The following is a 21,974-nucleotide window of genomic DNA, read 5'->3' as shown; positions in this document are numbered from 1 at the left end:
CAGGGGGAGGGTCCGGGAGGGCCCGAGGCCCTCCCGGCGAGGGGGGCTTGGGGGGGCGAGCAGCCCCCCCAAATTCCCGGCCCGGACGTTTCCAGCACAGGGCGAGCAGCCCCCCCAATCTCCACCCGAAAGCCCCTTGCCCCTGCGGCCCCCCGGATGCATGGTCGCGCCACTCCACGCGCAGGTTCCCCCCATGTCCGACACGCCCCTGGCCTTCTTCCGCCGCCATCCCGATTATGCGCGCTATTTCATCGGCATGGTCCCGATCCAGATCGCGGTTCAGATCGAGTCCATCACGGTCGCCTGGCAGGTCTACCACATCGCCCGCGAAACCCGGTCCATCGAGGAAAGCGCCTTCATGGTCGGCATGGTGGGGCTCTGCCAGTTCCTGCCTCTCTTCGTCCTGACGCTATACGCAGGCACCCTGGCCGACCGCATCAGCCGCAAGGCCATCGTCATCTGGTCCCTGGTGGCCGAGGCGCTTGGCGTGGCGGGCCTCATGGCCATCGCGCTGCAAGAGACCCCGAGCCTCATGCCGATTTTCGTCATCTCGGGGCTTTTCGGCGCCGCCCGCGCCTTCCTGTCGCCCGCAGCCTCGGCCATGGTGCCCATGCTGGTCAGCCGGACCGACATGCCGCGCGCCATCTCGCTTTCGACCACGGTCTGGATGGTGGCGATCCTGGGCGGGCCCTTCCTCGGCGGGCTTCTCATCGACCAATCCATCGCAGCCGCCTATGGCATCGCCACGGTCTTCTTCGTCTTCGGCATCGCCTCGCTTGCGCTGGTGCGCGCCCGCACGACGCCCGAGCGGCAAGGGGGCAACCCGCTGACCCAATTGCGCGAGGGGCTCTCTTACGTCTGGGGCAACAAGGTCGTCTTCGGCGCCATCTCGCTGGACCTTTTCGCCGTGCTTCTGGGCGGCGCCACGGCGCTTCTCCCGGCCTTTGCCACCGACATCCTGCAAGTGGGCTCGATGGGCAACGCCCTTCTGCGCATGGGGCCTGCATTGGGCGGGCTTGCCATGTCGACCTGGCTGGCCTTTCACCCGATCAAGAACAAGGCCGGCGTCAAGATGTTCCTCGGCGTCGCGGCCTTTGGCCTTGCGACCATCGTCTTCGGCCTTTCCACCAATCTCTGGCTCTCGGTCGCGGCCCTTGCGGTGCTGGGCGCCGGAGACATGATCTCGGTCAATGTCCGCCAGACGCTCATCCAGATCGTCACCCCCGACCATATGCGCGGCCGCGTCTCGGCGGTCTCGGGCCTGTTCATCTCGGGCTCCAACGAGCTTGGAGAGTTCGAGACCGGCGTCGTCTCGCGCTTCATCGGCCCCGTGATGGCGGCGGTGACCGGGGGGATCGGCACGCTGATGGTCACCGGCATCTGGGCCTGGGCCTTCCCGGCGCTCCGCCGCGCCGACCGGCTCGACCATGACTGAGACCAGGCCCCTGAAGGCCGCGATCTGGATGATGGGCTCGGTCGTCTCCTTCTCGGCCATCGCGGTCGCCGGGCGCGAGGTCAACGCAACCCACGACAGCTTCGAGATCATGACGGTCCGTTCCGCCGTGGGCTTCACCCTGCTCATCGTCTTCGGCCTGATCACCGGCAAGCTGCGCGAGGTCTCGACCGAGCGCCTCTCGGGCCATTTCGCCCGCAACATCGTGCATTTCGCGGGGCAGAACCTCTGGCTGGTGGCGCTTGGCCTGATCCCCCTGGCCCAGGTCTTCGCCATCGAGTTCACCTCGCCCCTCTGGGTCATCCTGCTCGGCCCGCTCTTCTTGGGCGAGCGTCTGACCCTGCCCCGCCTTGGCGCCGCCACCCTTGGCTTCATCGGCATCCTGATCGTGACGCGGCCAGGCGCGGGGCTGATGAACTGGGGGACGCTGGCCGCCGCAGGGGCCGCGCTGTCTTTCGCCTCCGTCGCCATCCTGACCAAGCGCCTGACGCGGGGGATATCCGTCTATGGCATCCTTTTCTGGCTGACCTTCATGCAGTTCTTCTTCGGCCTGGTCGGCGCAGGCTATGACGGCGCCGTCACCCTGCCCACGGCCCAGACCCTGCCCTGGCTCTGCCTGATCGGGCTTTGCGGCGTGCTGGCGCATCTGTCGCTGACCTCGGCCCTGTCGCTGGCCCCGGCGGGCTATGTCACGCCCATCGACTTCCTGCGCCTGCCGCTGATCGCCGTCATCGGCACGCTTTTCTATGCGGAGCCCTTCGACCCCTATGTCCTGGCAGGCGGAGCGGTGATCTTTGCCGGCATCCTTTTGAACATCCGCGCACAGTTCAGCGCTGACGTGACGTCAAAAACACAGAAAGATTGATCCAAGGGCGCGGAACGGTCTAGCTTTCGCAAACGGCCGTGCGAACAAGGCCTGCGAGGGAGAAAGACATGACCAATTGGACGCCAGGGCTCGCCGCCCTGGCAATGACGGCTGCCGCGGGCGCCATGGCAGGCGGGATCGACCGCTCGGGGCAGGATATCGGCATCCTCTTCGAGCCCGGCTCCAGCATCCGGCTCGAGTTCGGCTCGGTGACCCCCAGCCTTTCGGGCCGTGACACGCTCGGCAATCCCATCGCCAATGTCGGGGCCGACTTCACCCAGGTGCAACTGGGCTACAAGGCCGACCTCAGCCCGCGGCTCAGCTATGCCTTCATCCTGGATGCGCCCTTCGGCGCCGAGGTGGCCTATGGCGGCAACCCCGCCGCGACCATGCTGGGCGGGACCCAGGTCTCGGCCCAGTCCACGGCGATGACCGGCCTTCTGAAGCTGAAGCTGGGCGAGCGCGCCAGCCTCTACGGCGGGCTGCGCGCCCAGCGCGCCTCGGCAGAGATCACCCTCAGAGGCCTGGCCTATGCCGGGCTCTCGGGCTATTCGGTCGATCTCAGCGAGGATGCCTCCCTGGGCTATGTGCTTGGTGCGGCTTATGAAATTCCTGACATCGCCCTGCGCGTCGCCCTGACCTGGAATTCGGCCATCACCCATGACTTCGCCACGGTCGAGCGTCTGGGCGCCGCCACCGTGGGCGTCGCTCCGACCAAGGTCAAGACGCCGCAATCCATCAATCTGGACGTTCAAAGCGGCGTGGCCAAGGATACCCTGGTCTTCGGCGGCATCCGCTGGGTGAACTGGAGCAAGTTCCGCCTCGACCCGGCCTTCATCGTCGCAAACACGGGGTCGGGCCTGATCGCCCTCGAGGATACGACGACCTGGACCCTGGGTGTCGGCCACCGCTTCACGCCGGAATGGTCGGGCCTTTTCTCGCTGACCTACGAGGCGGCGGGCAAGCCCCTGGTCTCGCCCCTGGCCCCCACTACGGGCCAGTTCGGCGCCACCCTGGGCGCGGTCTATACCAAGGGCAACATGAAGACGACCTTCGGGGTGAATTACACGCGGCTTGGCGATGCCCAGCCCGCGACGGCCGGAGCGGCGCGGGCCAGCTTCACCGACAACGAGGCCCTGGGCCTGGGGGTCCGGGTCGAATACAGGTTCTGAGCCGGAGAGGCCCTGCGCCCTTGCCATCGACAGCCCCCGCCTGCACCAAGGCGGGGGCTGTTCCCATTGCGGCACCCTGGCCCCTTTGCGCAGCTTCCGGGTGGCAATTCCGACGCCAGCCTGTCACAAGCCGCCCATGCGACAGACCCGCCTCACTTCCCGCTCCTGGGGCCTCATGGCCCTCCTTGCCCTGATCTGGGGCGGCTCCTTCACGGCCAACCATGCCGCGCTGAGCGCCTTGCCCGTCATGACCACCGTGGCCCTGCGGGTCAGCGGCGCAGCCCTGGCGCTCTGGGCCTGGATCGCCGTCGCCCGCCTGCCGGTGCCGCAGGGCCGCCGCTTCTGGGGCGATGCCGCGCTGATGGGGCTCTTCAACAACCTCCTGCCCTTTTCGCTGATCGTCTGGGGCCAGACGCAAATCCCCTCGGGGCTGGCCGGCATCCTCAACGCCTCGACCGCGCTCTTCTCGGTCCTGATCGCGGCCCTGGCCTTCGCGGACGAGCGCCTGACGCGGAACCGCATCGCGGGCCTGGTGCTTGGCCTCGTGGGCGTGGTGGTCACCATCGGGCCCGCAAGCCTGCACGACTTCGACCTGACCTCGCTGGGCCAACTCGCCATCCTCGGCGCGGGCCTCTGCTATGGGCTCTCCGGCGCCTATGGCCGGGCAAGGCTCAAGGGCATCCGCCCCGAGGTCTCTGCCGCCGCCATGCTCAGCGTCTCGGCCCTGACCCTGGCGCCCCTGGCGCTCTGGCAAAACGGCCTGCCGCAATTCACCGCCCCGAGCCTCGCCGCCGTCCTTTACCTGGCGCTGATCGCCTCGGCGCTCGCCTACCGCCTCTTCTACACGATCCTGGCCGAGGCGGGGGCCGGCAACCTCGGCCTCGTCACGCTCCTCATCGCCCCCGTGGCCGTGATCCTCGGCGCGCTCCTCTATGGCGAGACCCTGCCCCCCCAGGCCTTCGCGGGCCTCGCCCTGATCACCGGCGGCCTCATCCTGATGAACCGCAAATAACCCTTCCCATTTCATCTTTTCATAAATATCCCACGGGGGTCCGGGGGTGTGAAACCCCCGGGGCGCGCCCAGCCAAGGACCAAGCCCATGATCTACAAGACCCCCGCCGACTACCTGCAAGCCCCCCGCAAGAAGCTTGCGCTCTTCGGCATGTCGGGGCTTGGCAAGACACGGATCTCAAACCTCCTGCGCGAGGGGGAGGGCTGGTTCCACTACTCCGTCGATTACCGCATCGGCACGCGCTACATGGGCGAATACATCGCCGACAACTTCAAGCGCGAGGCGATGAAGGTGCCGCTCCTGCGCGAGCTCTTGATGACCGACAGCGTTTATATCGCCTCGAACATCACCTTCGACAACCTGGCGCCGCTCTCGACCTATCTCGGCAAGCCCGGCGATGCGGCGAAAGGCGGGCTGCCCTTCACCGAATATCAACGCCGCCAGGGCCAACATGCCCGCGCCGAGGTCGCGGCCATGCTGGACACGACCCGTTTCATCGAAAGGGCCGAGGCGATCTACGGCTATCCGCATTTCATCTGCGACACCTCGGGCTCCATCTGCGAGGTGGTCGAGGCCGATGACCCCGCCGATCCGGTCCTGTCCGAGATGGCGGGCAACCTGCTGCTGGTCTGGATCAAGGGCTCCGAGGCCCATCGCGACGCGCTCTGCGCCCGCTTCGACCGCGCACCGAAGCCCATGTATTACCGACCCCAGTTCCTGATGCAGGTCTGGGAGGAATACCTGACGCAATCGGGCTGCCTGGAAACCCAGGCCGACCCGGATGCCTTTTTGCGCTTTGGCTATGCAAGGCTCCTCGACAGCCGCCAGCCCCGGTATCAGGCCATGGCCCGCTGGGGCGTGACCATCACCGCCGAAGAGGTCAGCGCCGTTCAGACCTCCCATGACTTCGACCAGCTCATCGCCCGCGCCCTTGACCGGCGCGGGGCGGCTGCCTAAATCCGCCGCCCGGAGAGAGACATGCCCATCACCCTGCCCGAAAACCTGCCCGCCTATGACGTCCTGCGTTCCGAGGGCGTCATGGTCATGTCGCCCGACCGCGCCCAGACGCAGGATATCCGCCCGATCCGCATAGGCCTCCTGAACCTGATGCCGAAAAAGATCCAGACCGAGAACCAGTTCGCCCGGCTGATCGGCGCCACGCCCTTGCAGATCGACTTCCAGCTGATCCGCATGACGGAACACCAGACCAAGAACACCGCCGCCGAACATATGGCGACCTTCTACCGCCCCTTTGCGGAAGTGGAGGCCTCCGGCGAGAAGTTCGACGGGTTGATCATCACCGGCGCGCCGATCGAGCACCTGCCCTTCGAGGAGGTGACCTATTGGGACGAGCTGAAACGCGTCATGGACTGGACCCAGACCCATGTCCATTCCACCTTCGGCGTCTGCTGGGGCGGGATGGCGATGATCTACCATTTCCACGGCGTGCAGAAACACATGCTGACGGCCAAGGCCTTTGGCTGCTTCCCGCAAGAGAACCTCGCCCCCACCTCGCCCCTTCTGCGTGGCTTCGCCGATGAGGCGCTGATCCCGGTGAGCCGCTGGACCGAAGTCCGCCAGGACGAGATCGACCGGGCCGGCCTTCGCACGCTTCTGGGCTCGGCCACAACCGGGCCCTGCCTGGTGGAGGATGCGGGCCATCGCGGGCTCTATATCTTCAACCATTTCGAATATGACAATGGCACGCTGAAGCAGGAATATGACCGCGATGTCGCGGCGGGAAAGCCCATCAACGTGCCGATGAACTACTATCCCGGCGATGATCCCTCGCGGGTGCCGGTCAACCGCTGGCGGCCCCATGCGCATCTGCTTTACGGCAATTGGGTCAACGAGATCTACCAGACCACGCCTTTCGATCTGAACGATATCGGGCGCGCGGGTTGAACCCGCTGGAGGGGCTGCCGGCCCCTCCAGACCTCCCCCGGGGATATTTTTGAAAAGATGAAAGGGCGAGGTCCCGGCTTCGTGACTTGGCGCGGAGCGTCGTAACGCTAGAGTAACGGATCTGCGGCAGGCTTGACCTTCAAGGAAAGGGGGCGTGATGGGACTGTTTCTCGGTGTGATCGGCGCCTTGGCCCTGGGGCTCTGGCTGCGGCTGATGTGGCGGGAGGCCGCGATCCGGCGGCGCTTTCCCCCCGTGGGGCGGATCGTGTCGGTGGGCGGGCGGCGGGTTCATGCCCTGACGCTGGGGACCGGGCCGGACCTGGTGATGATCCATGGATCGTCCGGGCAGTTGCGCGACCTTTTGCCCTTGATGACGCGGCTGGCGGGGCGGTTCCGCGTCACGGCCTTTGACCGGCCGGGGCTTGGGTTCTCGGACAGTATCGGGGCGGAGGGGGTTTCTCCGGCGGGCCAGGCGCGGCATCTGGCGCGGGCTGCGGCGGAGCTGGGGATCGTCGCGCCCCTGGTGCTGGGCCAAAGCTATGGCGGGACGGTGGCGCTGGCCTGGGGGCTCGAGGTGACGGGACCGCAAGCCGCGCGGGGCCTGGTGCTGGTCTCGGCGCCCTCGCTGCCCTGGCCGGGTCAACTGGATTGGTGGTATCGCCTGACCGCCACGCGGATCGGGCGGGCCTTGGCCGTGCCCCTGGCCTCGGCCCTGGTGACGGATGGCTATATCGAGAAGATGATGCCGGGCCTCTTCGCGCCCTCCGCCGCGCCCGAGGGCTATGCGGCGCGGATCGGGGCGACGCTGGCCCTGCCTTCGGGCGCCCTGGGGGTCAATGCCGACCAGGTCAACGGGCTCTTGCTCCATGTGCGGTCCATGCAGGGCGAATATGGGCGGCTGGCCCTGCCGGTCGAGATGGTGCATGGCGCCCATGACCCGATCGTGCCCCTGGAGATCCACTCCGCCCCCCTGTCGCGCCTCCTGCCCCAGGCCAGGCTGACCGTGCTGGAGGATGCGGGTCATATGCCCCATCACACCCACCTCGACGCCGTCGAAGAGGCGGTCCTGCGTCTGGTTGCTTGACGGGCTGCTTGACGGGGGCAGGCAGGCCCGTCACCTTGGCCTCAAAATGGAGGCGATCATGGACCTTCCCTTCGACGGGGCGATTTCGCGGTATTTCAAGAAGGACGCACCCAAGGAGGTGCGCAAGGTCATCGAGGAGGCGGGCAAGGACGACATCCTCTCCAAGACCTATCCCTACCGCGAGGAGATGAAGCGCAAGGACTACGAGGCGCGGATGGAGCAGCTGCAGCTGCAACTGGTCAGGATGCATTACGACCTGAAGGCCAAGGGCAAAAGGCTCATCGTGGTCTTCGAGGGGCGCGATGCGGCGGGCAAGGGCGGCACGATCGAGGCGATGCGGCTGAACCTCAACCCCCGCGTGGCGCGGATCGTGGCGCTTTCGAAGCCGACCGAACGCGAGGCCGGGCAATGGTATTTCCAGCGCTATATCGACCAGCTGCCCGCCGCCGGAGAGATCAGCCTTTTCGACCGCAGCTGGTACAACCGCGCCATCGTGGAACCCGTCTTCGGCTTTTGCAACCTGGAGCAGAAGGCGAAGTTCTTCCGGCAAGTGCCTGATTTCGAAAAGATGATCGTGGATGAGGGCATCGTCCTGGTGAAGCTCTGGCTGGAGGTCGACCGGGCCGAACAGCTCAAGCGCTTCCTTGACCGCGAGGGGGATCCCTTGAAACAGTGGAAGCTGAGCCAGATCGACATCGACGGCCTGGCCAAGTGGAAAGAATACAGCGCGGCCATTGCCGAGACGATGGAGAAGACCCATTTCTCCCATGCGCCCTGGACGGTGATCCTCTCGGACGACAAGCTTCGGGCGCGGATCGCCGCGATCCAGACGGTCTTGAACGCGATGGAGTTTCCGGGCAAGGACGCGGGCGTGATCGGGACCGTGGATGGAAAGATCTGCGGCGGGCCGGGGCTGATCGGCTAGGGCCTGGTCTCGGGGAAAAGGTCGGTGGGGCTCTGCCCCACACCCCGGGATACTTGGGCCAGTATGAAAGACAAAGGTCGGGCGTTGAAGCAGGGCTATCATCACGGGAACTTGCGGCAGGCGCTGGTCGAGGCCGCCCTGCGGCTGATTGCCGAACAGGGGCCGACGGGGTTTACGCTCTCGGAGGCGGCGAAGGCGGCCGATGTGACACCGGCGGCCGTCTATCGCCATTTCGCGGGCCGCGATGAGCTGATCGCCGAGGTGGCGCGGCAGGGCTATGACATTTTCGCGGCCTTGATGGAGTTCGCCTATAACGGCGGCAAGCCCTCGGCCCTTGCGGCCTTCGAGGCGACGGGGCGGGCCTATCTCGCTTTCGCGCGCAAATACCCGGGCCATTACATGGCGATGTTCGAAAGCGGGCTTTCGTTCAACGCCCATCCCGACCTCGCCCAGATGGCGGCCAAGGCACGTGGCGTGCTGGAGGAGGCGGCGCGGGGCCTGTCCTTGCATCTGCCCGAGGGGAAAAGGCCGCCCGCCTCGATGTTCTCGGCCCATATCTGGGCGATGAGCCATGGGGTCGTGGAGCTTTTCATGCGCGGCACGCCGGGGGCGAAATCGCCCTTCCCGCCGGAGGACCTCCTGGAGACCGGGATTGGGATTTACCTGCGGGGCCTCGGGCTCTTGCCGCCGGACCAGTGAGGGCGAGGACGGCCCTGCTGCCGGACAGGTAGAGGGACGGCGGGGGGAACCCCGCCCTGCCCTTTATGGCGTGACCCTTTCCGCCGGAGCAGGGCCGTTCCCGCGCAGGCGGGAACCTCACCCTCTCCGCCAGGGCCCCGTTCAGCTGGCCTTGAGCACGCCGCGTGCGATCTGATCCGCCTCGATCGATTCGAAAAGCGCGCGGAAGTTGCCCTCGCCGAAGCCGTCGTCGCCCTTCCTTTGGATGAACTCGAAGAAGATCGGCCCGACCACGGTTTTGGAGAAGATCTGCAAGAGGATCCGCGTCTCGCCGCCATCCACCACGCCCTCGCCATCGATCAGGATGCCGTGACGCTCCAGCGCCTCCAGCGGTTCCTCATGGCCATGGACGCGGGATTTCGACAGAGCGTAATAGGCGGGCGGGGGCTTGGGCATGAAGCGGATGCCGTTCGCCGCCAGGGTCTCGACCGAGGCATAGATATCCTCCGACCCCACCGCGATATGCTGGATCCCCTCGCCGTTGTAGCGTTTCAGGTATTCGACGATCTGCCCGGTCTCGCCGCGGTCCTCGTTGATCGGGATGCGGATGCGGCCGCAGGGCGAGGTGAGCGCACGGGAGAGGAGGCCGGAGTGTTTCCCCTCGATGTCGAAGAAGCGGATCTGGCGGAAGTTGAAGAGCCGATCGTAGAAGTCGAACCAGCGGTCCATATTGCCCTTGTGGACATTGTGAGTCAGGTGGTCGAGGTAGTGGAAGAGGCTGCCCTTGGGCTTGGCGATGAAGGTGAAATCGGCGTAAGCGTTCTCGGGCCGGAAGTAGAGCGCCGAGCCGCCGATGCCCTCGATGGCGGGCCAATCGACCGATTTGACGCCCTCGAAGGGGCGGGCGCCCTGGGAGACCGCATGGGCGAAGGCCTGGTCGGCATCCACCACGCGCCAGGCCATGGCGGGAGCGCAGGGGCCATGGGCCGCGACGAACTGGCGGCCATGGGAGGACGGGTCGTCGTTCAGAAGATAGGTGATGTCGCCCTGCTGCCAAAGCTCCAGCGCGCGGGACTTGTGGCGGGCGGTGAGCGTAAAGCCCATGGCGGTGAAGAGGGCGCGCAGGGTCTCGGGCTCGGGATGGGCGAATTCGACGAATTCGAAGCCGTCGGTGCCGGCAGGGTTCTCGGGGGTGATCGTGGCTTTCGGGGCGTTGTGGGGGAAGGGGCCCATCTGGATCTCCTGTTGCGCTGGCATCAGGATCGCATGGAGCGGGCGCGGGTGGTGCGCGAAGTTCGGGGGATTTTGCGGGATTGGTGCGGAATTTTCTCGCGGATGGCGGGATTTCTGCGAGAGTTTCGCATCATGGACCAGATCGATTCGCAGATATTGGCGGCCTTGCAGGCCGATGCCAGCCTGACCGCGCAAGAGATGGGGGAGCGCTTTGGCCTCTCGCCCAGCCAAGTGGCGCGGCGGCGGCAGCGGCTGGAGACCGATGGGGTGATCGCGGGCTATTCGGCCCGGCTCTCGCCCGCGGCCCTGGGGCTGGGGGTGCAGGCCTTCGTTCAGGTCCAGATGGCGCGGCACTCGCCGGAAGGGGCGCGCAGTTTCGCGAGCCTCATCGCCACCCTGCCCGAGGTTGCGGCCTGTTGGACCTTGACCGGAGAGGCGGATTACCTCTTGCGGGTCTGGTGCGCGGACCTTTCCGCCCTGAACCGGCTGATCCAGGAGCGGCTTCTGGCGCATCCGGCCGTGGGCAGGGTGCAGAGCCAGATCGTGATGGAACAGGGCAAGGCGGATAGCGGGCTCCCGGTCTGAGGCGCTGGACCTTGGCGCGGGCCTTGGCTAGCGTGGCGCGAAAGAGGAGAGCGCCATGCCCGCAGCCACCAACCGTCTGAAAGCCCGCCTTGCCGCGGGCGATACCGTCCATGGCTGCTGGCTCGGCATGGCAGAGCCCTATCTGGCCGAGATGGCGGGGACCGCGGGTTTCGACTGGCTTCTGATCGACGGGGAACATGCGCCCAATGACCTGCGCAGCATCTCGGCGCAGCTGGCGGTGTTGCGCGGCGGGCCTGCGGATGCGGTGGTGCGGGTGCCGGTCGGTGAGGCCTGGATGATCAAGCAGGTCATGGATGCGGGCGCCCAGAGCCTCATGGTGCCGATGGTGGAAACCGGGGCCCAGGCCCAGGCCATCTATGAGGCGACGCGCTATCCGGGGGCGGGGGTCCGGGGGATCGGGTCCTCCTTGGCCCGGGCCTCGATGTTCTCGGACGTGGCAGATTACCTGAAGACCGCGGATGAGCAGGTCTGCCTGATCCTCCAGGTGGAAAGCCGCAAAGCCTTGGAGAACCTGGATGATATCCTGGCGGTGCCCGCCGATTGCGTCTTTGTCGGGCCCTCGGACCTTGCTGCCGATATGGGGCATTTGGGCGGCGCGGGCCACCCGGAGGTCAAGGCTGCGGTTTTCGACACCCTAAGGCGCATCCGGGCGGCGGGAAAGGCGGCGGGGGTTCTGACGACGGACGAGGCCTATATCGCCGAGGCCAAGGTGGCGGGGGCGAATTTCGTGGGCGTCGGCATCGACGTGCTTCTTTACGTCCAGGCGATGCGCAGCCTCGCCGCGCGTTACAAATAGAGCGCCTGCCGGCGCAAGATTTTCATCTTGCCTCTGGCCTGCGGCCAACCGGCTGCGGGGCGGCCTCCGGCGGGGATAGTTGGGCAAATGTGAAAGAGGCGAAAGTTCCGGCGCAGCCTCTCAGCAACCCCAGACCCTGCCCCTTTCAACTTGGCGCAAATATCCACGGGGGTTGCCAGGGGGAGCGTGCTCCCCTTGGCTTGGGGGGGTCAGGGGGGGCGAAAGCCCCCCCTGCGTCCCGGGATCAGCCTTCGGGCTCGAAGTCCAGCGCCACGCCGTTGATGCAATAGCGCAGGCCCGTGGGGGCCGGGCCATCGGGGAAGACATGGCCCAGGTGGCCACCGCAGCCGTTGCAATGGACCTCGGTCCGCACCATGAAATGGCTGCGGTCGACGCTTTCGCCCACGGTCTCGGCATCGGCGGGCGCATAGAAAGAGGGCCAGCCGCAGCCCGCATCGAACTTGGTCTCGGCCTCGAAGAGCTTGGCGCCGCAGCCCTTGCAGTAATAGACCCCCGGGGCGTCGGGGAAGTTGTCATGGCTGAAGGGCCGCTCGGTGCCATGCTTGCGCATCACCCGGAAGGCCTCGTCGCCCAGTTGCCGCAGCCAGTCGTCGTCGCTCTTTTCCAGCTTTTCCATGGACACCTCCGGGTTTCCCGTCAAATCTAGGCCATGACCCTGAAGCTGCAAGCCCCCATCCTGACCCTGGGCCGCCTGAGCGCCCGACTTCTGCCCCCCGATGCCGACCTGACCGAGGTCCTGGCGCTGCGTCACCTGGCCTTTCGCGGGGGCGAGGGGCTGGAGAGCGACCCCTATGATCCGCTTTGCCGTCACCTGGTGATCAGCGCGGGGGAGAGCCTGGTGGCCACGGCGCGGCTGCAGGATTTCGCCCCGGGCTCGGACCGGGCGCAGTCCTATGCGGCGGCTTTCTACGACCTTTCGCCACTCGCCCGCGAGGGCGCCAGCCTGGAGCTGGGCCGCTTTTGCCTCCATCCGCGCGAAAGCGACCCGGGGATCCTGCGGCTGGCCTTTGGCCTTGTCGCCCGGCTGGCAAGGGAGGAGGCGGTGACGCTGATCTTCGGCTCCAGCTCCTTTCCCGGCGCGAGCGCGGATCATGGGGCGGCGCTGGCGGCGCTGCGGCCCCATGTGGCGGACCCCTCCCCCGGGCGCCGCGCGGCCGAGACGCTGCCCCTGCCCGCCGTCTCCCCCGATCCCTTGCGCCTGCCGCCGCTGCTGCGCTTTTACCTCGCGCTTGGCGCCCGGGTCTCGGATCATGCGGTCGTGGACCGCGACCTCGACACTTTGCATGTGCTGACGCTGCTGCGTCCTGCCGACATCCCGCCTGCAAGGTTGCGCGCCCTGCTTGGCAGTTGACCGCGGCTTTCGGGCCGGATACCTGCGGCCCATGGCACGCGCACCCCTTCTGCAACTCTCCGGTCTCTCGCTGACTTTCGGCGGCAATCCCCTTTTCGACGGCATCGACATGACGGTGCAGGAGGGCGACAGGCTGGCCCTGGTCGGCCGCAACGGGTCGGGCAAATCCACGCTGATGAAGCTCATGGCGGGCTTCGTCGAGGGCGATAAGGGCGCCCGCCATGTCCCCCCCGGGGTGACGGTGGGCTATATGGAGCAAGAGCCCGAGATGGCGGGCTTCGAGACATTGGGCGATTATGCGGCATCAAAGCTTGAGGTCGGCGAGGAATGGCGGCTTTCGGTGGCCGCCGAGGGCCTGGGCTTCAAGCCCGAGACGCCGATTGCCTCGGCCTCGGGTGGGGAACGTCGCCGGGCAGCGCTCGCGAAACTGGTGGCCGAGGCGCCGGAGCTGATGCTTCTGGACGAGCCGACCAACCACCTGGACATTGCCGCCATCGAATGGCTGGAGAATTTCCTGAACGAGACGCGGGCGGCTTTTGTGCTGATCTCGCACGACCGGGCGTTTTTGAACCGGCTGACCAAGGCGACCTTCTGGCTCGATCGCGGTGTGATCCGGCGGCGCGAATTGGGCTTTTACGGCTTCGAGGAATGGCGCGAAGAGACCTGGGCCGAAGAGGATGCGGCGCGCCACAAGCTGGACCGCAAGATCAAGGCCGAGGCGCGGTGGGCGGTCGAGGGGATCTCGGCACGCCGCAAGCGCAACCAGGGACGGGTTCGGGCGCTGGCGGCGCTGCGCGAGGAGCGGTCCAACCAGATCCGCCGCAAGGGCACGGCGGCCCTGGAGTTCGAATCCGGTCCGACCTCGGGCAAGAAGGTGATCGAGGCCCTGGGGATTTCGAAAGCCTTCGGCGACAAGGTGATCCTGAAGGATTTCGACCTCAAGATCCTGCGCGGCGACCGTGTGGCCTTTGTGGGCCCGAATGGCGTGGGCAAGACGACGCTTCTGCGTATGCTGACCGGGGAAATCCCGCCCGATGCGGGCACGGTGAGCCTGGGCACCCAGCTGGATATCGCCATCTTCGACCAGGCCCGCGCGCGGCTCGACCCCGAAGAGAGCCTTTGGGTCAACCTGACCAATGATCCGCTGATGGCGGTCTCGGGCAATTCCGACCAGGTCATGGTGCGCGGCACGCCCAAGCATGTCGTGGGCTATCTGAAGGACTTCCTCTTTGACGAGGCCCAGGCGCGGGCCCCGGTCAAAAGCCTCTCGGGTGGCGAGCGGGCGCGGCTTCTCTTGGCCAAGCTGATGGCGCGGCCTTCGAACCTTCTGATCATGGACGAGCCGACCAACGACCTGGATATCGAGACGCTGGACCTCTTGCAGGACATCCTGGGCGATTACGACGGCACGGTGCTTTTGGTCAGCCACGACCGGGATTTCATCGACCGGGTGGCCACGACCACCGTGGCGCTCGAGGGCAATGGCGAGGTCATGGCCTATCCCGGCGGCTGGACCGACTATATCAGCCAGCGCCCCGCCAAGGGCGAGGCGGCCAAGGCCCGCGAGGTCGCCAAACCCGTCGAGGCGCCCAAGGAGGTGAAGAAGGCCGATGGGCTCTCTTTCACCGAACGCAAGCGGTTGGAGGCCCTGCCCGGCGTCATCGAAAAGCTGGAGGCCGAGATCGCCAAGCTGAACGACCTCTTGGCCGATCCCCAGTTCTTCACCCGCGAGCCGGTGAAGTTCAAAAAGGGCACCGAGATGCTGGCCGAACGCCAGGCGGCCCTGGCGGCGGCCGAAGAGGAATGGCTGGCCCTGGAAGAAAAGGCGTAGGGTGGGTGAAACCCACCGCCGCGCAACGGTGGGTTTCACCCACCCTACGCTTCACCGGTTCCGGAACAGGCTCGCCGCGTCCACGCGGCCAAAGTTAGAGAAGATCTGGCTCAGCGCCGAGCGGCCCTTGATGGGCGTCGAGGTCACGCGGCGCGACAAGGGCACGATCTCACCGCGCTCGAGGCCGAATCGCTCGATATTGGCCACCCGGCCATCCTCGGAAAAGGTCACGGCCACGACCTGGCGGTCGTATTCCTGCGGCGCCCCCATGCCCACCGACTTCCAGCGGCTCTGGACATAGAACCAGGCCTCGTCGTTCAAGAGCCCGTCGGTCGTGGGCCGCCCGAGGAAGGCCGCCACCGTCTCGCGCGTGTCGACGCCGGTCTCGATCTGGGCCAGGGTCTCGTCGTCGGGCGCATAACCATGCATCGAGTAGATCGGCGTGCAACCCATGACGGCGCAAAGCAAAAGCACCGACAGACCCCGCAGCGGCGCAAGCGGATGGCGGCGGAGGTCGCGCCCGGGGTTCCCCGCGCCTGCCTGCCCTGTCTTCGCGTCCCTGCCCGTCATGCCGTCCCCTGCCGTGACCGGACAAGGCCCGGTCCGCATATTTCTGCCAGGCGCGGATTCCCTTTCCACGCCGCCCGCTTTTCCATCGCTTACATCATGGAAGGCCCCTCCAGCAAGAAAGGAACGCTTGACCCCCCCGCACCTTGGGCCATAACGCGCGGGAAACCTCTTGGAGAGGCCCAGATGACCGACCAGACCTTGCCCAGCCTGCCCTTCCGCGTGGCCTCGATCTCGGGGCGCAATGCGACCCATGTGAAATTCCGCCCCTCCGCCCCCGAGCGTCAGGCCATCGCCGCCGCCCTGGGACTGATCGACCTGCCCGCGCTGGAGTTCGATGGCGACATCCGCCCCCTGGGCAAGCGCGACCTGATTCTCAAGGGTCGGCTGACGGCCCGCGCGGTCCAGGCCTGTGTCGTGACGCTCGACCCCGTGCCCTGCGTGATCGACGAGGAGGTAACGCGGAAATTCCTGGAAGACTGGCAGGAGCCCGATGCCGAGGAGGCCGAGATCCCCGAGGATGACACGGCCGAGGCCCTGCCCGAAGTGATCGACGCGGTCACCGTTGTGGTCGAGGCCCTGTCGCTGGCCCTGCCGCTTTACCCGCGCGCCACGGGGGCGGCGCTGGGCGAGGCGGTCTTTGCCGAACCGGGCGCGGCCCCCTTGCGCGATGCCGACCTGCGCCCCTTTGCGGGCCTGGCCAAGCTGATCAAGCCCACGACCGGGGAATCGCAGGAGCCTTAACTTCCTTGGGAAATCCCGTCGATTGGGGCTTGCGCCGGGGCGGAAAATCCTTATGTTCCGCGCCTCATCCAAGGGGTTGTGCCGGGTCTTGCTTTCCGGTCTGACTTACCGGAAATCGAAATGAAATCAGGGGTATGTCCCCTTCAGTTACAGGTGTGACATGGCTGTCCCGCAGAATCGCACGACCTCTTCCAAGCGCAACATGCGCCGCGCCCATGACTCGCTGGTCGCCGCGAACCCCAACGAATGCCCGAACTGCGGCGAGCTGAAGCGCCCGCACCACGTTTGCGGCGCCTGCGGCCATTACGATGCCCGCGAAGTGGTCGCTGCCAAGTCGACCGTCGACACCGACGAAGACGCGGCCTGAGATCAGGCATCCTCCCATGTCGCAGGCGATCCAAAGCCAAAGCGTTGGACCGCAAGCCAAGGGAGCGATCACCCTTTCGGTCGACGCCATGGGCGGAGACCGCGGACCGGCGGCTGTTGTCGCCGGTCTTGCCATTTGCGCGCCCAAGATGCCGGGGACGCAGTTCCTCTTGCACGGGGACGAGGCGCAGCTTGCGGCCCTGGTCGCGGCCCAGCCCGCGCTGGCGGGTCGCGTGACCATCCGCCACGCCGCCCGCGTCGTGACGATGGAAGACAAGCCCGCCCAGATCATGCGCCACGGCCAGGGCACCTCGATGTGGGGCGCCGTCGAGGCGGTGAAGACGGGTGAAGCCTCGGCCGCGGTCTCTTGCGGCAATACCGGCGCCTTGATGGCCGTGGCGATGATCCGCCTGCGCCGCCTGCCCGAGATCAACCGCCCGGCGATTGCCTGCCTCTGGCCCTCGCGCAATCCGCATGGCTTCAACCTGATGCTGGACGCGGGCGCCGATATCAAGGCCGATGCCGAGGACCTCTTGCAATATGCCATGATGGGCGCCTCTTATGCCCGCAATGGCATGGGGCTGACGCGGCCCCGGGTGGGTCTCTTGAACGTCGGCACCGAAGAGCACAAGGGCTCGGCCGAGCTGAAAGCCGCCTCGGACCTGATCGCCGAGGCCGCCGCGCGCGGCGATTACACCTATATCGGCTATGTCGAGGGCACCGACCTGCCCTCGGACCGTGTCGATGTGATCGTGACCGATGGCTTCACCGGCAATGTGGCGCTGAAGACCGCCGAGGGCACGGCGCGGCTGATTGGCGACTTCCTGCGGCAAAGCTTCAAGGCGACGCTCTTCTCCAAGCTTACCGCCGCCTTCGCCAGCGGAGCGCTGAACCGCCTGCGCGAGCGGATGGACCCGCGCCGCGCCAATGGCGGGGTCTTCTTGGGGTTGAACGGCACAGTGGTGAAATCGCATGGCGGGTCGGATGCGACGGGCCATGCGGCTGCGGTCGAGATGGCCTGGCGCCTCGCGCGCTCGGGCTTCCACGAAAGGCTTGCAGCCAGGGTCGCTTCGGGCGTTGCATCGGGCGCCATCGCGGGGCAAAGTGCCGAAGGGGCGAAAACCCCGGATGGGGAGCCAAGGAAATCCGAATGACATTGCGCGCCGTGGTGAAGGGCGTGGGCCACTATTTGCCCGCCCGCGTCGTCCCCAATTCCGAGCTGGAAACCCTGGTCGAGACCTCTGACGAATGGATCAAGTCGCGGTCCGGGATCGAGCGGCGGCATTTCGCGGCCGAGGGCGAGACGACCTCTGACCTTGGCGCCCATGCCGCCCGTGCGGCGCTGGAGAATGCCGGGATCGAGGCCAGCACGATCGACGCCATCATCGTGGCGACCTCGACCGCCGATCTGACCTTTCCCTCCGCCGCCACCATGGTCCAGGCCAAGATCGGCGCCGGCGGCTTTGCCTTCGACGTCCAGGCGGTCTGCGCGGGTTTTGTCTTTGCCCTGACCACGGCCAATGCGCTGATCCTCTCGGGCCAGGCGCGGCGGGTTCTGGTCATCGGCGCCGAGACCTTTTCGAAGCTGATGGACTGGAAAGACCGCACGACCTGCGTGCTCTTCGGCGATGGCGCGGGCGCCCTGGTGCTTGAGGCCGAGGAAGGCACCGGCGCCAGCACGGACCGGGGCATCCTGTCCGCCGATCTGCATTCGGACGGCCAGTTCAAGGACCTGCTTTACGTCGATGGCGGCGTCTCCACCGGGACGACGGGCCACCTGCGCATGCAGGGCAAGGAAGTCTTCCGCCACGCGGTCGAGAAGCTGGCCTCCACCGCCCATGCCGCGCTGGAGAAGGCCGGGCTGACTTCGGGCGATGTCGACTGGATTGTGCCGCACCAGGCCAATATCCGCATCATCGAAGGCACGGCCAAGAAGATGCAACTGCCGATGGAGCAGGTCGTCGTGACCGTGCAGGACCATGGCAATACCTCGGCCGCCTCGATTCCCCTCGCCCTTTCGGTCGGCGTGCAGCGCGGCCAGATCAAGCGCGGCGATCTCCTGGTCACCGAGGCCATCGGCGGGGGCCTCGCCTGGGGCTCTGTCGTCCTGCGCTGGTAAGTTGCCCGAATCCCGCCGGATTGTCGCTGGTGCAGGCTCTGAAAAACGCGCCCCAAGCCATTGTTATTGACTCGCAATTTGAACCGCCGCAATCATGGCAAAAATCCTTTGGGGGGATCATGATGACGGAGAAGACGCTTACACGGATGGATCTGGCGGAATCGGTGTTCCGCGAGGTCGGGCTCAGCCGCAACGAATCCGCCAGCCTGGTGGAATCGGTCCTGCAACATGTCTCGGATGCGCTGGCCGCCGGTGAGACGGTCAAGATCTCGTCCTTCGGCACCTTTTCGCTGCGCGAGAAATCCGCCCGCGTCGGCCGCAACCCCAAGACCGGGGACGAGGTTCCGATCTCGCCGCGCCGGGTTCTGACCTTCCGCCCCTCGCATCTCATGAAGGATCGCGTCTCGGGCGGGACCGAATAAGGCAAACCGATGGACAAGGCGCCGGACGCATTCCGCACGATCTCCGAGGTCGCGGATCATCTTGAGACTCCGGCCCATGTCCTGCGTTTCTGGGAGACGCGCTTTCCGCAGGTGAAACCCGTCAAGGGCGCCGGCGGGCGGCGCTATTACCGGCCGTCGGATGTGGCGCTGCTTTCGGGCATCAGGCGGCTCTTGCACAATGACGGGATGACGATCAGGGGCGTGCAGAAGATCCTGCGCGAACAGGGGGTTCGCCATGTGGCCGAGCTTGGCGGCGAGGCGCTGGAGGCGCCCGAGCCGCTGGAGGCGCTGTTGCCGCCGCCCAAGCCCGCAGCAACGATCGTCCCCCTGCGCCCGACCGAGCCCCTGGCGCCCGCATCTTCGGCAACCGACGAGCTATCGGCCATCCGCAGCGCCCTCTCGGCCATGCGGATGCCGGACAGGGATGCGCCCCCGCCGGAAGAGACCTTGGCCAACCCTGCCGATTGGTCGATGCCCGCAGAGCCAGGGGTCTTGGCCACGGAGGAGTTCGACGGGATCGACATGGCGGCCTTTGACGGCCCCTTGGCGGCGCCCTCCGCTGCGGCGCAACAGCCGGAGGATGAAGATGGCAGCGCGGCGACCGAACCGGCCACCGAGGAAGCCGCTCCGCGCCCCTTTGCCGCGCCCCTCGGGGGATTCGGCGGCTTTGGTCTTGACCTTGACGTGCCTCGCGGCGGCGAAGGCGGTTTCATCGCCTTTTCCGACGGGGTAGCCCCGACTCGCGCCGCGCCCGAGGGTTTCGTTCACCCCGAGGCCCGGCCCAAGGCCAAGCCGGGCGTCCAGCCTTCGTTGTTCGACCTGATGGCCGAGGATCAGGGCGTCGTGGAAGAGGCGCCCGAAGCGCCGCATGTCTTCGTCGAGGACGATGGCAGCTTTGACCTTGGCGCCGAGATCACCGCCTTCCGCTCGGACGAAGCGGAAGACACGGCCCCGCCTCAGGCAGAGGCGCCCTCCGAATTCCCGCTTCCCCAAGATGAGGCACCCTGGGACCTCCCCCCGGAATCGCTCCCAGGGACCTCGGCAGGGGCGCCTGGGCAGGACTCGGATGAGCCCCAGCCCGAGACCGCCCAACCCGAAACGCCCCTGCCCCAAGCCGCCGATTCGGCACCGGCGCCCGTTGCGCTTGCTGGCCTTGCCCCGCGCCTGCGCGCCCTGCCCGGCGTCCGGGGCGAAAGCCTCTTTGCCCTGGCCGACCTTCAGGCGCGTCTCGGTCTCTTGCATGCGCAGATGGCCGAGGCCTCGGCACGCCCGCGTCGCAACCCCGGCGAATAGGCGGGAAAAAGTGCAAATTCGCCCTTGCCCCTGCCCGGAATATTGTTATGAAGCCTGCACATCGTCGGGCCGTAGCGCAGCCTGGTTAGCGCGTCCGTCTGGGGGGCGGGAGGTCGAGAGTTCGAATCTCTCCGGCCCGACCATGAAAAAAACCGCCCGCTGGGAAACCAGTCGGGCGGTTTCTTTTTGACTTCAAGGCTTTGACCATAAGGTGCCCAAGATGACCGGTGTTCTGCCTTCCCAGGCTCTGGAAGCTTTGATCGCGCGGGGCGTGATCGCCGCCGAGGTGCCCTTCGCGACGGGCCAGGTGCAGCCCGCGAGCCTGGACCTGCGGCTCGGGACCAAGGCCTATCGGGTGCGCGCCTCTTTCCTGGCGGGCGCCGGGCGGCGCGTGGCCGACCGCTTGGCGGCCTTCACCATGCATGAGATCGACCTGCGGCCCGGCGCGGTGCTGGAGAAGAACTGCGTCTACCTGATCCCCCTGATGGAGCGCCTCTCGCTGCCGCCGGGCCTCTCGGCCGTGGCCAATGCGAAAAGCTCGACCGGGCGGCTGGACCTTCTGACCCGGGTGATCACCGATGGCGGGGTGGAATTCGACCGCATCCCCGAGGGCTATGACGGGCCCTTGTATGCCGAGGTCTGCCCGCGCAGCTTTTCCGTCCTGGTCCGCCCCGGCCAGCGCCTGAACCAGATCCGCTTCCGCGATGGCCAGTCGGTGCTGTCTGACACCGAACTCCGCGCGCTCCACGCGGTGGAGCCGCTGGTGACGGGCGAGGCCCTGATCTCCGAGGGACTGGGCTTCTCGGTCGACCTGAGCCTGCCCGGCGGCCTCGTGGGCTACCGCGCGAAGCCCCATACCGGTGTGGTGGACCTCGACCGCATCGGCCATTACCCGGCCCGCGACTTCTGGGAGGAGGTGCGGAGCGACGAGGCGCAGATCATCCTGGACCCCGGCGCCTTCTATATCCTCGTCTCGCGCGAGGCCGTGACGATCCCGCCCGACTACGCCGCCGAGATGGCGCCCTACCTGGCCATGGTGGGCGAATTCCGCGTGCATTACGCGGGCTTCTTCGACCCGGGCTTCGGCCATGCCGTGGCGGGGGGTGCAGGCTCACGCGGGGTGCTGGAGGTGCGCTGCCACGAGGCGCCCTTCGTGCTGGAACACGGCCAGGTCGTTGGCCGCCTGGTCTATGAGCGGATGTCCGAGCGCCCTGCCACGCTTTACGGCCAGGGCATCGCCTCGAATTACCAGGGGCAAGGGTTGAAGCTGGCCAAGCAGTTCCGGCTGTGACCCAAAGCCGGGGGGCTGCCGCCCCCCGGACCCCCTGCTTCAAGGGGAGCACGCTCCCCTTGAAAATCCCCGTGGATATTTGGAAACAGATGAAAGAAGGGCCTTCGCGCGACCCTGCGATCCTGGTCGCTTCAATTTCATCTGTTCAAGAATATCCCCGCGCGGAGCGCATCGCGGAGCCGGAGGGCGAAGGCCCGCAGGCGACATGAAGGAATGCGC

General features: G+C 66.8%; 23 protein-coding genes and 1 tRNA gene. 21 read left to right on the top strand and 3 right to left on the bottom strand.

The genetic code is table 11. The annotated features are described in order from the left end of the window. Positions 1 to 193: 193 nt before the first annotated feature. From GV832_RS10510 to GV832_RS10470, 9 genes are all read left to right on the top strand, one after another. On the top strand, positions 194 to 1,435 hold the full coding sequence (locus tag GV832_RS10510) for an MFS transporter (RefSeq protein ID WP_168774801.1): 1,242 nt from the start codon (positions 194 to 196) through the stop codon (positions 1,433 to 1,435). Beyond that, entirely contained in the window at positions 1,428 to 2,318 is an 891-nt protein-coding gene (locus GV832_RS10505) for a DMT family transporter (RefSeq protein ID WP_168774800.1), read from the top strand. The genes GV832_RS10510 and GV832_RS10505 overlap by 8 nt, the downstream gene beginning before the upstream one ends. A 68-nt stretch (positions 2,319 to 2,386) precedes the next feature. Continuing rightward, positions 2,387 to 3,490, top strand: a complete 1,104-nt coding sequence (locus tag GV832_RS10500; protein WP_168774799.1) for an OmpP1/FadL family transporter — start codon at positions 2,387 to 2,389, stop codon at positions 3,488 to 3,490. 175 nt (positions 3,491 to 3,665) lie between these two features. Continuing rightward, positions 3,666 to 4,502, top strand: coding sequence for a DMT family transporter (locus tag GV832_RS10495; protein ID WP_265332509.1), 837 nt, complete (start codon positions 3,666 to 3,668; stop codon positions 4,500 to 4,502). 87 nt (positions 4,503 to 4,589) lie between these two features. Further along, positions 4,590 to 5,459 (top strand): ATPase, encoded by an 870-nt coding sequence (locus GV832_RS10490; RefSeq protein ID WP_168774797.1) that lies wholly within the window; start codon positions 4,590 to 4,592, stop codon positions 5,457 to 5,459. A gap of 21 nt (positions 5,460 to 5,480) precedes the next feature. Next, on the top strand, positions 5,481 to 6,407 hold the full coding sequence (locus GV832_RS10485) for a homoserine O-succinyltransferase (protein ID WP_168774796.1): 927 nt from the start codon (positions 5,481 to 5,483) through the stop codon (positions 6,405 to 6,407). A 157-nt stretch (positions 6,408 to 6,564) separates the two neighbouring features. Next, positions 6,565 to 7,491: an alpha/beta fold hydrolase gene (locus tag GV832_RS10480; protein WP_168774795.1), complete on the top strand. Its 927-nt coding sequence runs from the start codon at positions 6,565 to 6,567 to the stop codon at positions 7,489 to 7,491. Positions 7,492 to 7,549: 58 nt separating this feature from the next. Beyond that, a complete protein-coding gene (gene ppk2 / locus GV832_RS10475; protein ID WP_168774794.1) occupies positions 7,550 to 8,416 on the top strand; it encodes a polyphosphate kinase 2 in 867 nt (288 codons plus the stop codon). Positions 8,417 to 8,479: 63 nt separating this feature from the next. Beyond that, the gene (locus tag GV832_RS10470; RefSeq protein ID WP_168774793.1) at positions 8,480 to 9,115 is read left to right on the top strand and encodes a TetR/AcrR family transcriptional regulator; all 636 of its coding nucleotides are present in this window, start codon (positions 8,480 to 8,482) and stop codon (positions 9,113 to 9,115) included. Between the two features lie 141 nt (positions 9,116 to 9,256). On the opposite strand, the gene hppD is transcribed toward GV832_RS10470, so the two are convergent. After that, positions 9,257 to 10,327, bottom strand: a complete 1,071-nt coding sequence (hppD, locus tag GV832_RS10465; protein WP_168774792.1) for a 4-hydroxyphenylpyruvate dioxygenase — start codon at positions 10,325 to 10,327, stop codon at positions 9,257 to 9,259. 129 nt (positions 10,328 to 10,456) lie between these two features. Here hppD and GV832_RS10460 point away from each other — a divergent pair, with 129 nt between their 5' ends. Further along, a complete protein-coding gene (locus tag GV832_RS10460) occupies positions 10,457 to 10,912 on the top strand; it encodes an Lrp/AsnC family transcriptional regulator (RefSeq protein WP_168774825.1) in 456 nt (151 codons plus the stop codon). A 55-nt stretch (positions 10,913 to 10,967) separates the two neighbouring features. Continuing rightward, the gene (locus GV832_RS10455; protein WP_168774791.1) at positions 10,968 to 11,729 is read left to right on the top strand and encodes an aldolase/citrate lyase family protein; all 762 of its coding nucleotides are present in this window, start codon (positions 10,968 to 10,970) and stop codon (positions 11,727 to 11,729) included. Positions 11,730 to 11,973: 244 nt separating this feature from the next. Here the strand turns inward: GV832_RS10455 and msrB are convergent, their stop codons facing one another. After that, positions 11,974 to 12,366 carry a peptide-methionine (R)-S-oxide reductase MsrB gene (gene msrB, locus GV832_RS10450; RefSeq protein WP_168774790.1) on the bottom strand — a complete coding sequence of 131 codons (393 nt, stop codon included), beginning with the start codon at positions 12,364 to 12,366 and terminating at the stop codon, positions 11,974 to 11,976. A 33-nt stretch (positions 12,367 to 12,399) separates the two neighbouring features. On the opposite strand from msrB, the gene GV832_RS10445 reads away from it, so the two are divergent. Together GV832_RS10445 and GV832_RS10440 are read left to right on the top strand one after the other, a co-directional pair. Next, entirely contained in the window at positions 12,400 to 13,101 is a 702-nt protein-coding gene (locus GV832_RS10445; protein WP_168774789.1) for a GNAT family N-acetyltransferase, read from the top strand. Between the two features lie 31 nt (positions 13,102 to 13,132). Beyond that, a complete protein-coding gene (locus tag GV832_RS10440) occupies positions 13,133 to 14,932 on the top strand; it encodes an ABC-F family ATP-binding cassette domain-containing protein (RefSeq protein ID WP_168774788.1) in 1,800 nt (599 codons plus the stop codon). Between the two features lie 51 nt (positions 14,933 to 14,983). Here GV832_RS10440 and GV832_RS10435 read toward each other — a convergent pair whose 3' ends face one another. Then, complete coding sequence (locus tag GV832_RS10435; protein WP_227754352.1) at positions 14,984 to 15,502, bottom strand: outer membrane protein assembly factor BamE; 519 nt, start codon at positions 15,500 to 15,502, stop codon at positions 14,984 to 14,986. A 183-nt stretch (positions 15,503 to 15,685) separates the two neighbouring features. Here GV832_RS10435 and GV832_RS10430 point away from each other — a divergent pair, with 183 nt between their 5' ends. The 8 genes from GV832_RS10430 to GV832_RS10395 all read left to right on the top strand — a co-directional run bounded on the left by GV832_RS10430 (position 15,686) and on the right by GV832_RS10395 (position 21,755). After that, positions 15,686 to 16,243 (top strand): YceD family protein, encoded by a 558-nt coding sequence (locus tag GV832_RS10430; protein WP_168774787.1) that lies wholly within the window; start codon positions 15,686 to 15,688, stop codon positions 16,241 to 16,243. A gap of 160 nt (positions 16,244 to 16,403) precedes the next feature. Continuing rightward, a complete protein-coding gene (rpmF, locus tag GV832_RS10425) occupies positions 16,404 to 16,610 on the top strand; it encodes a 50S ribosomal protein L32 (protein ID WP_168774786.1) in 207 nt (68 codons plus the stop codon). 16 nt (positions 16,611 to 16,626) lie between these two features. Beyond that, positions 16,627 to 17,763 (top strand): phosphate acyltransferase PlsX, encoded by a 1,137-nt coding sequence (gene plsX / locus GV832_RS10420; RefSeq protein WP_168774785.1) that lies wholly within the window; start codon positions 16,627 to 16,629, stop codon positions 17,761 to 17,763. Then, positions 17,760 to 18,728: a beta-ketoacyl-ACP synthase III gene (locus tag GV832_RS10415; protein WP_168774784.1), complete on the top strand. Its 969-nt coding sequence runs from the start codon at positions 17,760 to 17,762 to the stop codon at positions 18,726 to 18,728. The genes plsX and GV832_RS10415 overlap by 4 nt, the downstream gene beginning before the upstream one ends. Before the next feature lie 122 nt (positions 18,729 to 18,850). Continuing rightward, complete coding sequence (gene ihfA, locus GV832_RS10410; RefSeq protein ID WP_168774823.1) at positions 18,851 to 19,150, top strand: integration host factor subunit alpha; 300 nt, start codon at positions 18,851 to 18,853, stop codon at positions 19,148 to 19,150. 9 nt (positions 19,151 to 19,159) lie between these two features. Then, entirely contained in the window at positions 19,160 to 20,464 is a 1,305-nt protein-coding gene (locus GV832_RS22685; protein ID WP_227754351.1) for a MerR family transcriptional regulator, read from the top strand. Between the two features lie 65 nt (positions 20,465 to 20,529). Beyond that, positions 20,530 to 20,607 (top strand) — tRNA-Pro (locus GV832_RS10400). Positions 20,608 to 20,684: 77 nt separating this feature from the next. Beyond that, positions 20,685 to 21,755: a 2'-deoxycytidine 5'-triphosphate deaminase gene (locus GV832_RS10395; protein ID WP_168774783.1), complete on the top strand. Its 1,071-nt coding sequence runs from the start codon at positions 20,685 to 20,687 to the stop codon at positions 21,753 to 21,755. Positions 21,756 to 21,974: the final 219 nt, after the last annotated feature.

It is taken from the genome of Stagnihabitans tardus (genome assembly GCF_009925085.1).
Taxonomy (GTDB): Bacteria; Pseudomonadota; Alphaproteobacteria; order Rhodobacterales; family Rhodobacteraceae; genus Stagnihabitans; species Stagnihabitans tardus.
The sequence above is the reverse complement of the archived record's forward strand: the minus strand, read 5'-3'. Positions and strand labels throughout refer to the sequence as shown.

Bases quoted from the DNA above. Each gene is read 5' to 3' on its own strand.
- GV832_RS10485 (WP_168774796.1), top strand. From the start codon at position 5,481: ATGCCCATCACCCTGCCCGAAAACCTGCCCGCCTATGACGTCCTGCGT.
- GV832_RS10435 (WP_227754352.1), bottom strand. From the start codon at position 15,502: ATGACGGGCAGGGACGCGAAGACAGGGCAGGCAGGCGCGGGGAACCCC.
- GV832_RS10415 (WP_168774784.1), top strand. From the start codon at position 17,760: ATGACATTGCGCGCCGTGGTGAAGGGCGTGGGCCACTATTTGCCCGCC.
- ppk2 (WP_168774794.1), top strand. From the start codon at position 7,550: ATGGACCTTCCCTTCGACGGGGCGATTTCGCGGTATTTCAAGAAGGAC.
- GV832_RS10470 (WP_168774793.1), top strand. From the start codon at position 8,480: ATGAAAGACAAAGGTCGGGCGTTGAAGCAGGGCTATCATCACGGGAAC.
- GV832_RS22685 (WP_227754351.1), top strand. From the start codon at position 19,160: ATGGACAAGGCGCCGGACGCATTCCGCACGATCTCCGAGGTCGCGGAT.
- GV832_RS10445 (WP_168774789.1), top strand. From the start codon at position 12,400: ATGACCCTGAAGCTGCAAGCCCCCATCCTGACCCTGGGCCGCCTGAGC.
- GV832_RS10480 (WP_168774795.1), top strand. From the start codon at position 6,565: ATGGGACTGTTTCTCGGTGTGATCGGCGCCTTGGCCCTGGGGCTCTGG.
- GV832_RS10430 (WP_168774787.1), top strand. From the start codon at position 15,686: ATGACCGACCAGACCTTGCCCAGCCTGCCCTTCCGCGTGGCCTCGATC.
- GV832_RS10440 (WP_168774788.1), top strand. From the start codon at position 13,133: ATGGCACGCGCACCCCTTCTGCAACTCTCCGGTCTCTCGCTGACTTTC.
- GV832_RS10500 (WP_168774799.1), top strand. From the start codon at position 2,387: ATGACCAATTGGACGCCAGGGCTCGCCGCCCTGGCAATGACGGCTGCC.
- GV832_RS10395 (WP_168774783.1), top strand. From the start codon at position 20,685: ATGACCGGTGTTCTGCCTTCCCAGGCTCTGGAAGCTTTGATCGCGCGG.
- ihfA (WP_168774823.1), top strand. From the start codon at position 18,851: ATGACGGAGAAGACGCTTACACGGATGGATCTGGCGGAATCGGTGTTC.
- GV832_RS10455 (WP_168774791.1), top strand. From the start codon at position 10,968: ATGCCCGCAGCCACCAACCGTCTGAAAGCCCGCCTTGCCGCGGGCGAT.
- rpmF (WP_168774786.1), top strand. From the start codon at position 16,404: ATGGCTGTCCCGCAGAATCGCACGACCTCTTCCAAGCGCAACATGCGC.
- GV832_RS10495 (WP_265332509.1), top strand. From the start codon at position 3,666: ATGGCCCTCCTTGCCCTGATCTGGGGCGGCTCCTTCACGGCCAACCAT.
- GV832_RS10490 (WP_168774797.1), top strand. From the start codon at position 4,590: ATGATCTACAAGACCCCCGCCGACTACCTGCAAGCCCCCCGCAAGAAG.
- msrB (WP_168774790.1), bottom strand. From the start codon at position 12,366: ATGGAAAAGCTGGAAAAGAGCGACGACGACTGGCTGCGGCAACTGGGC.
- hppD (WP_168774792.1), bottom strand. From the start codon at position 10,327: ATGGGCCCCTTCCCCCACAACGCCCCGAAAGCCACGATCACCCCCGAG.
- GV832_RS10505 (WP_168774800.1), top strand. From the start codon at position 1,428: ATGACTGAGACCAGGCCCCTGAAGGCCGCGATCTGGATGATGGGCTCG.
- GV832_RS10510 (WP_168774801.1), top strand. From the start codon at position 194: ATGTCCGACACGCCCCTGGCCTTCTTCCGCCGCCATCCCGATTATGCG.
- plsX (WP_168774785.1), top strand. From the start codon at position 16,627: ATGTCGCAGGCGATCCAAAGCCAAAGCGTTGGACCGCAAGCCAAGGGA.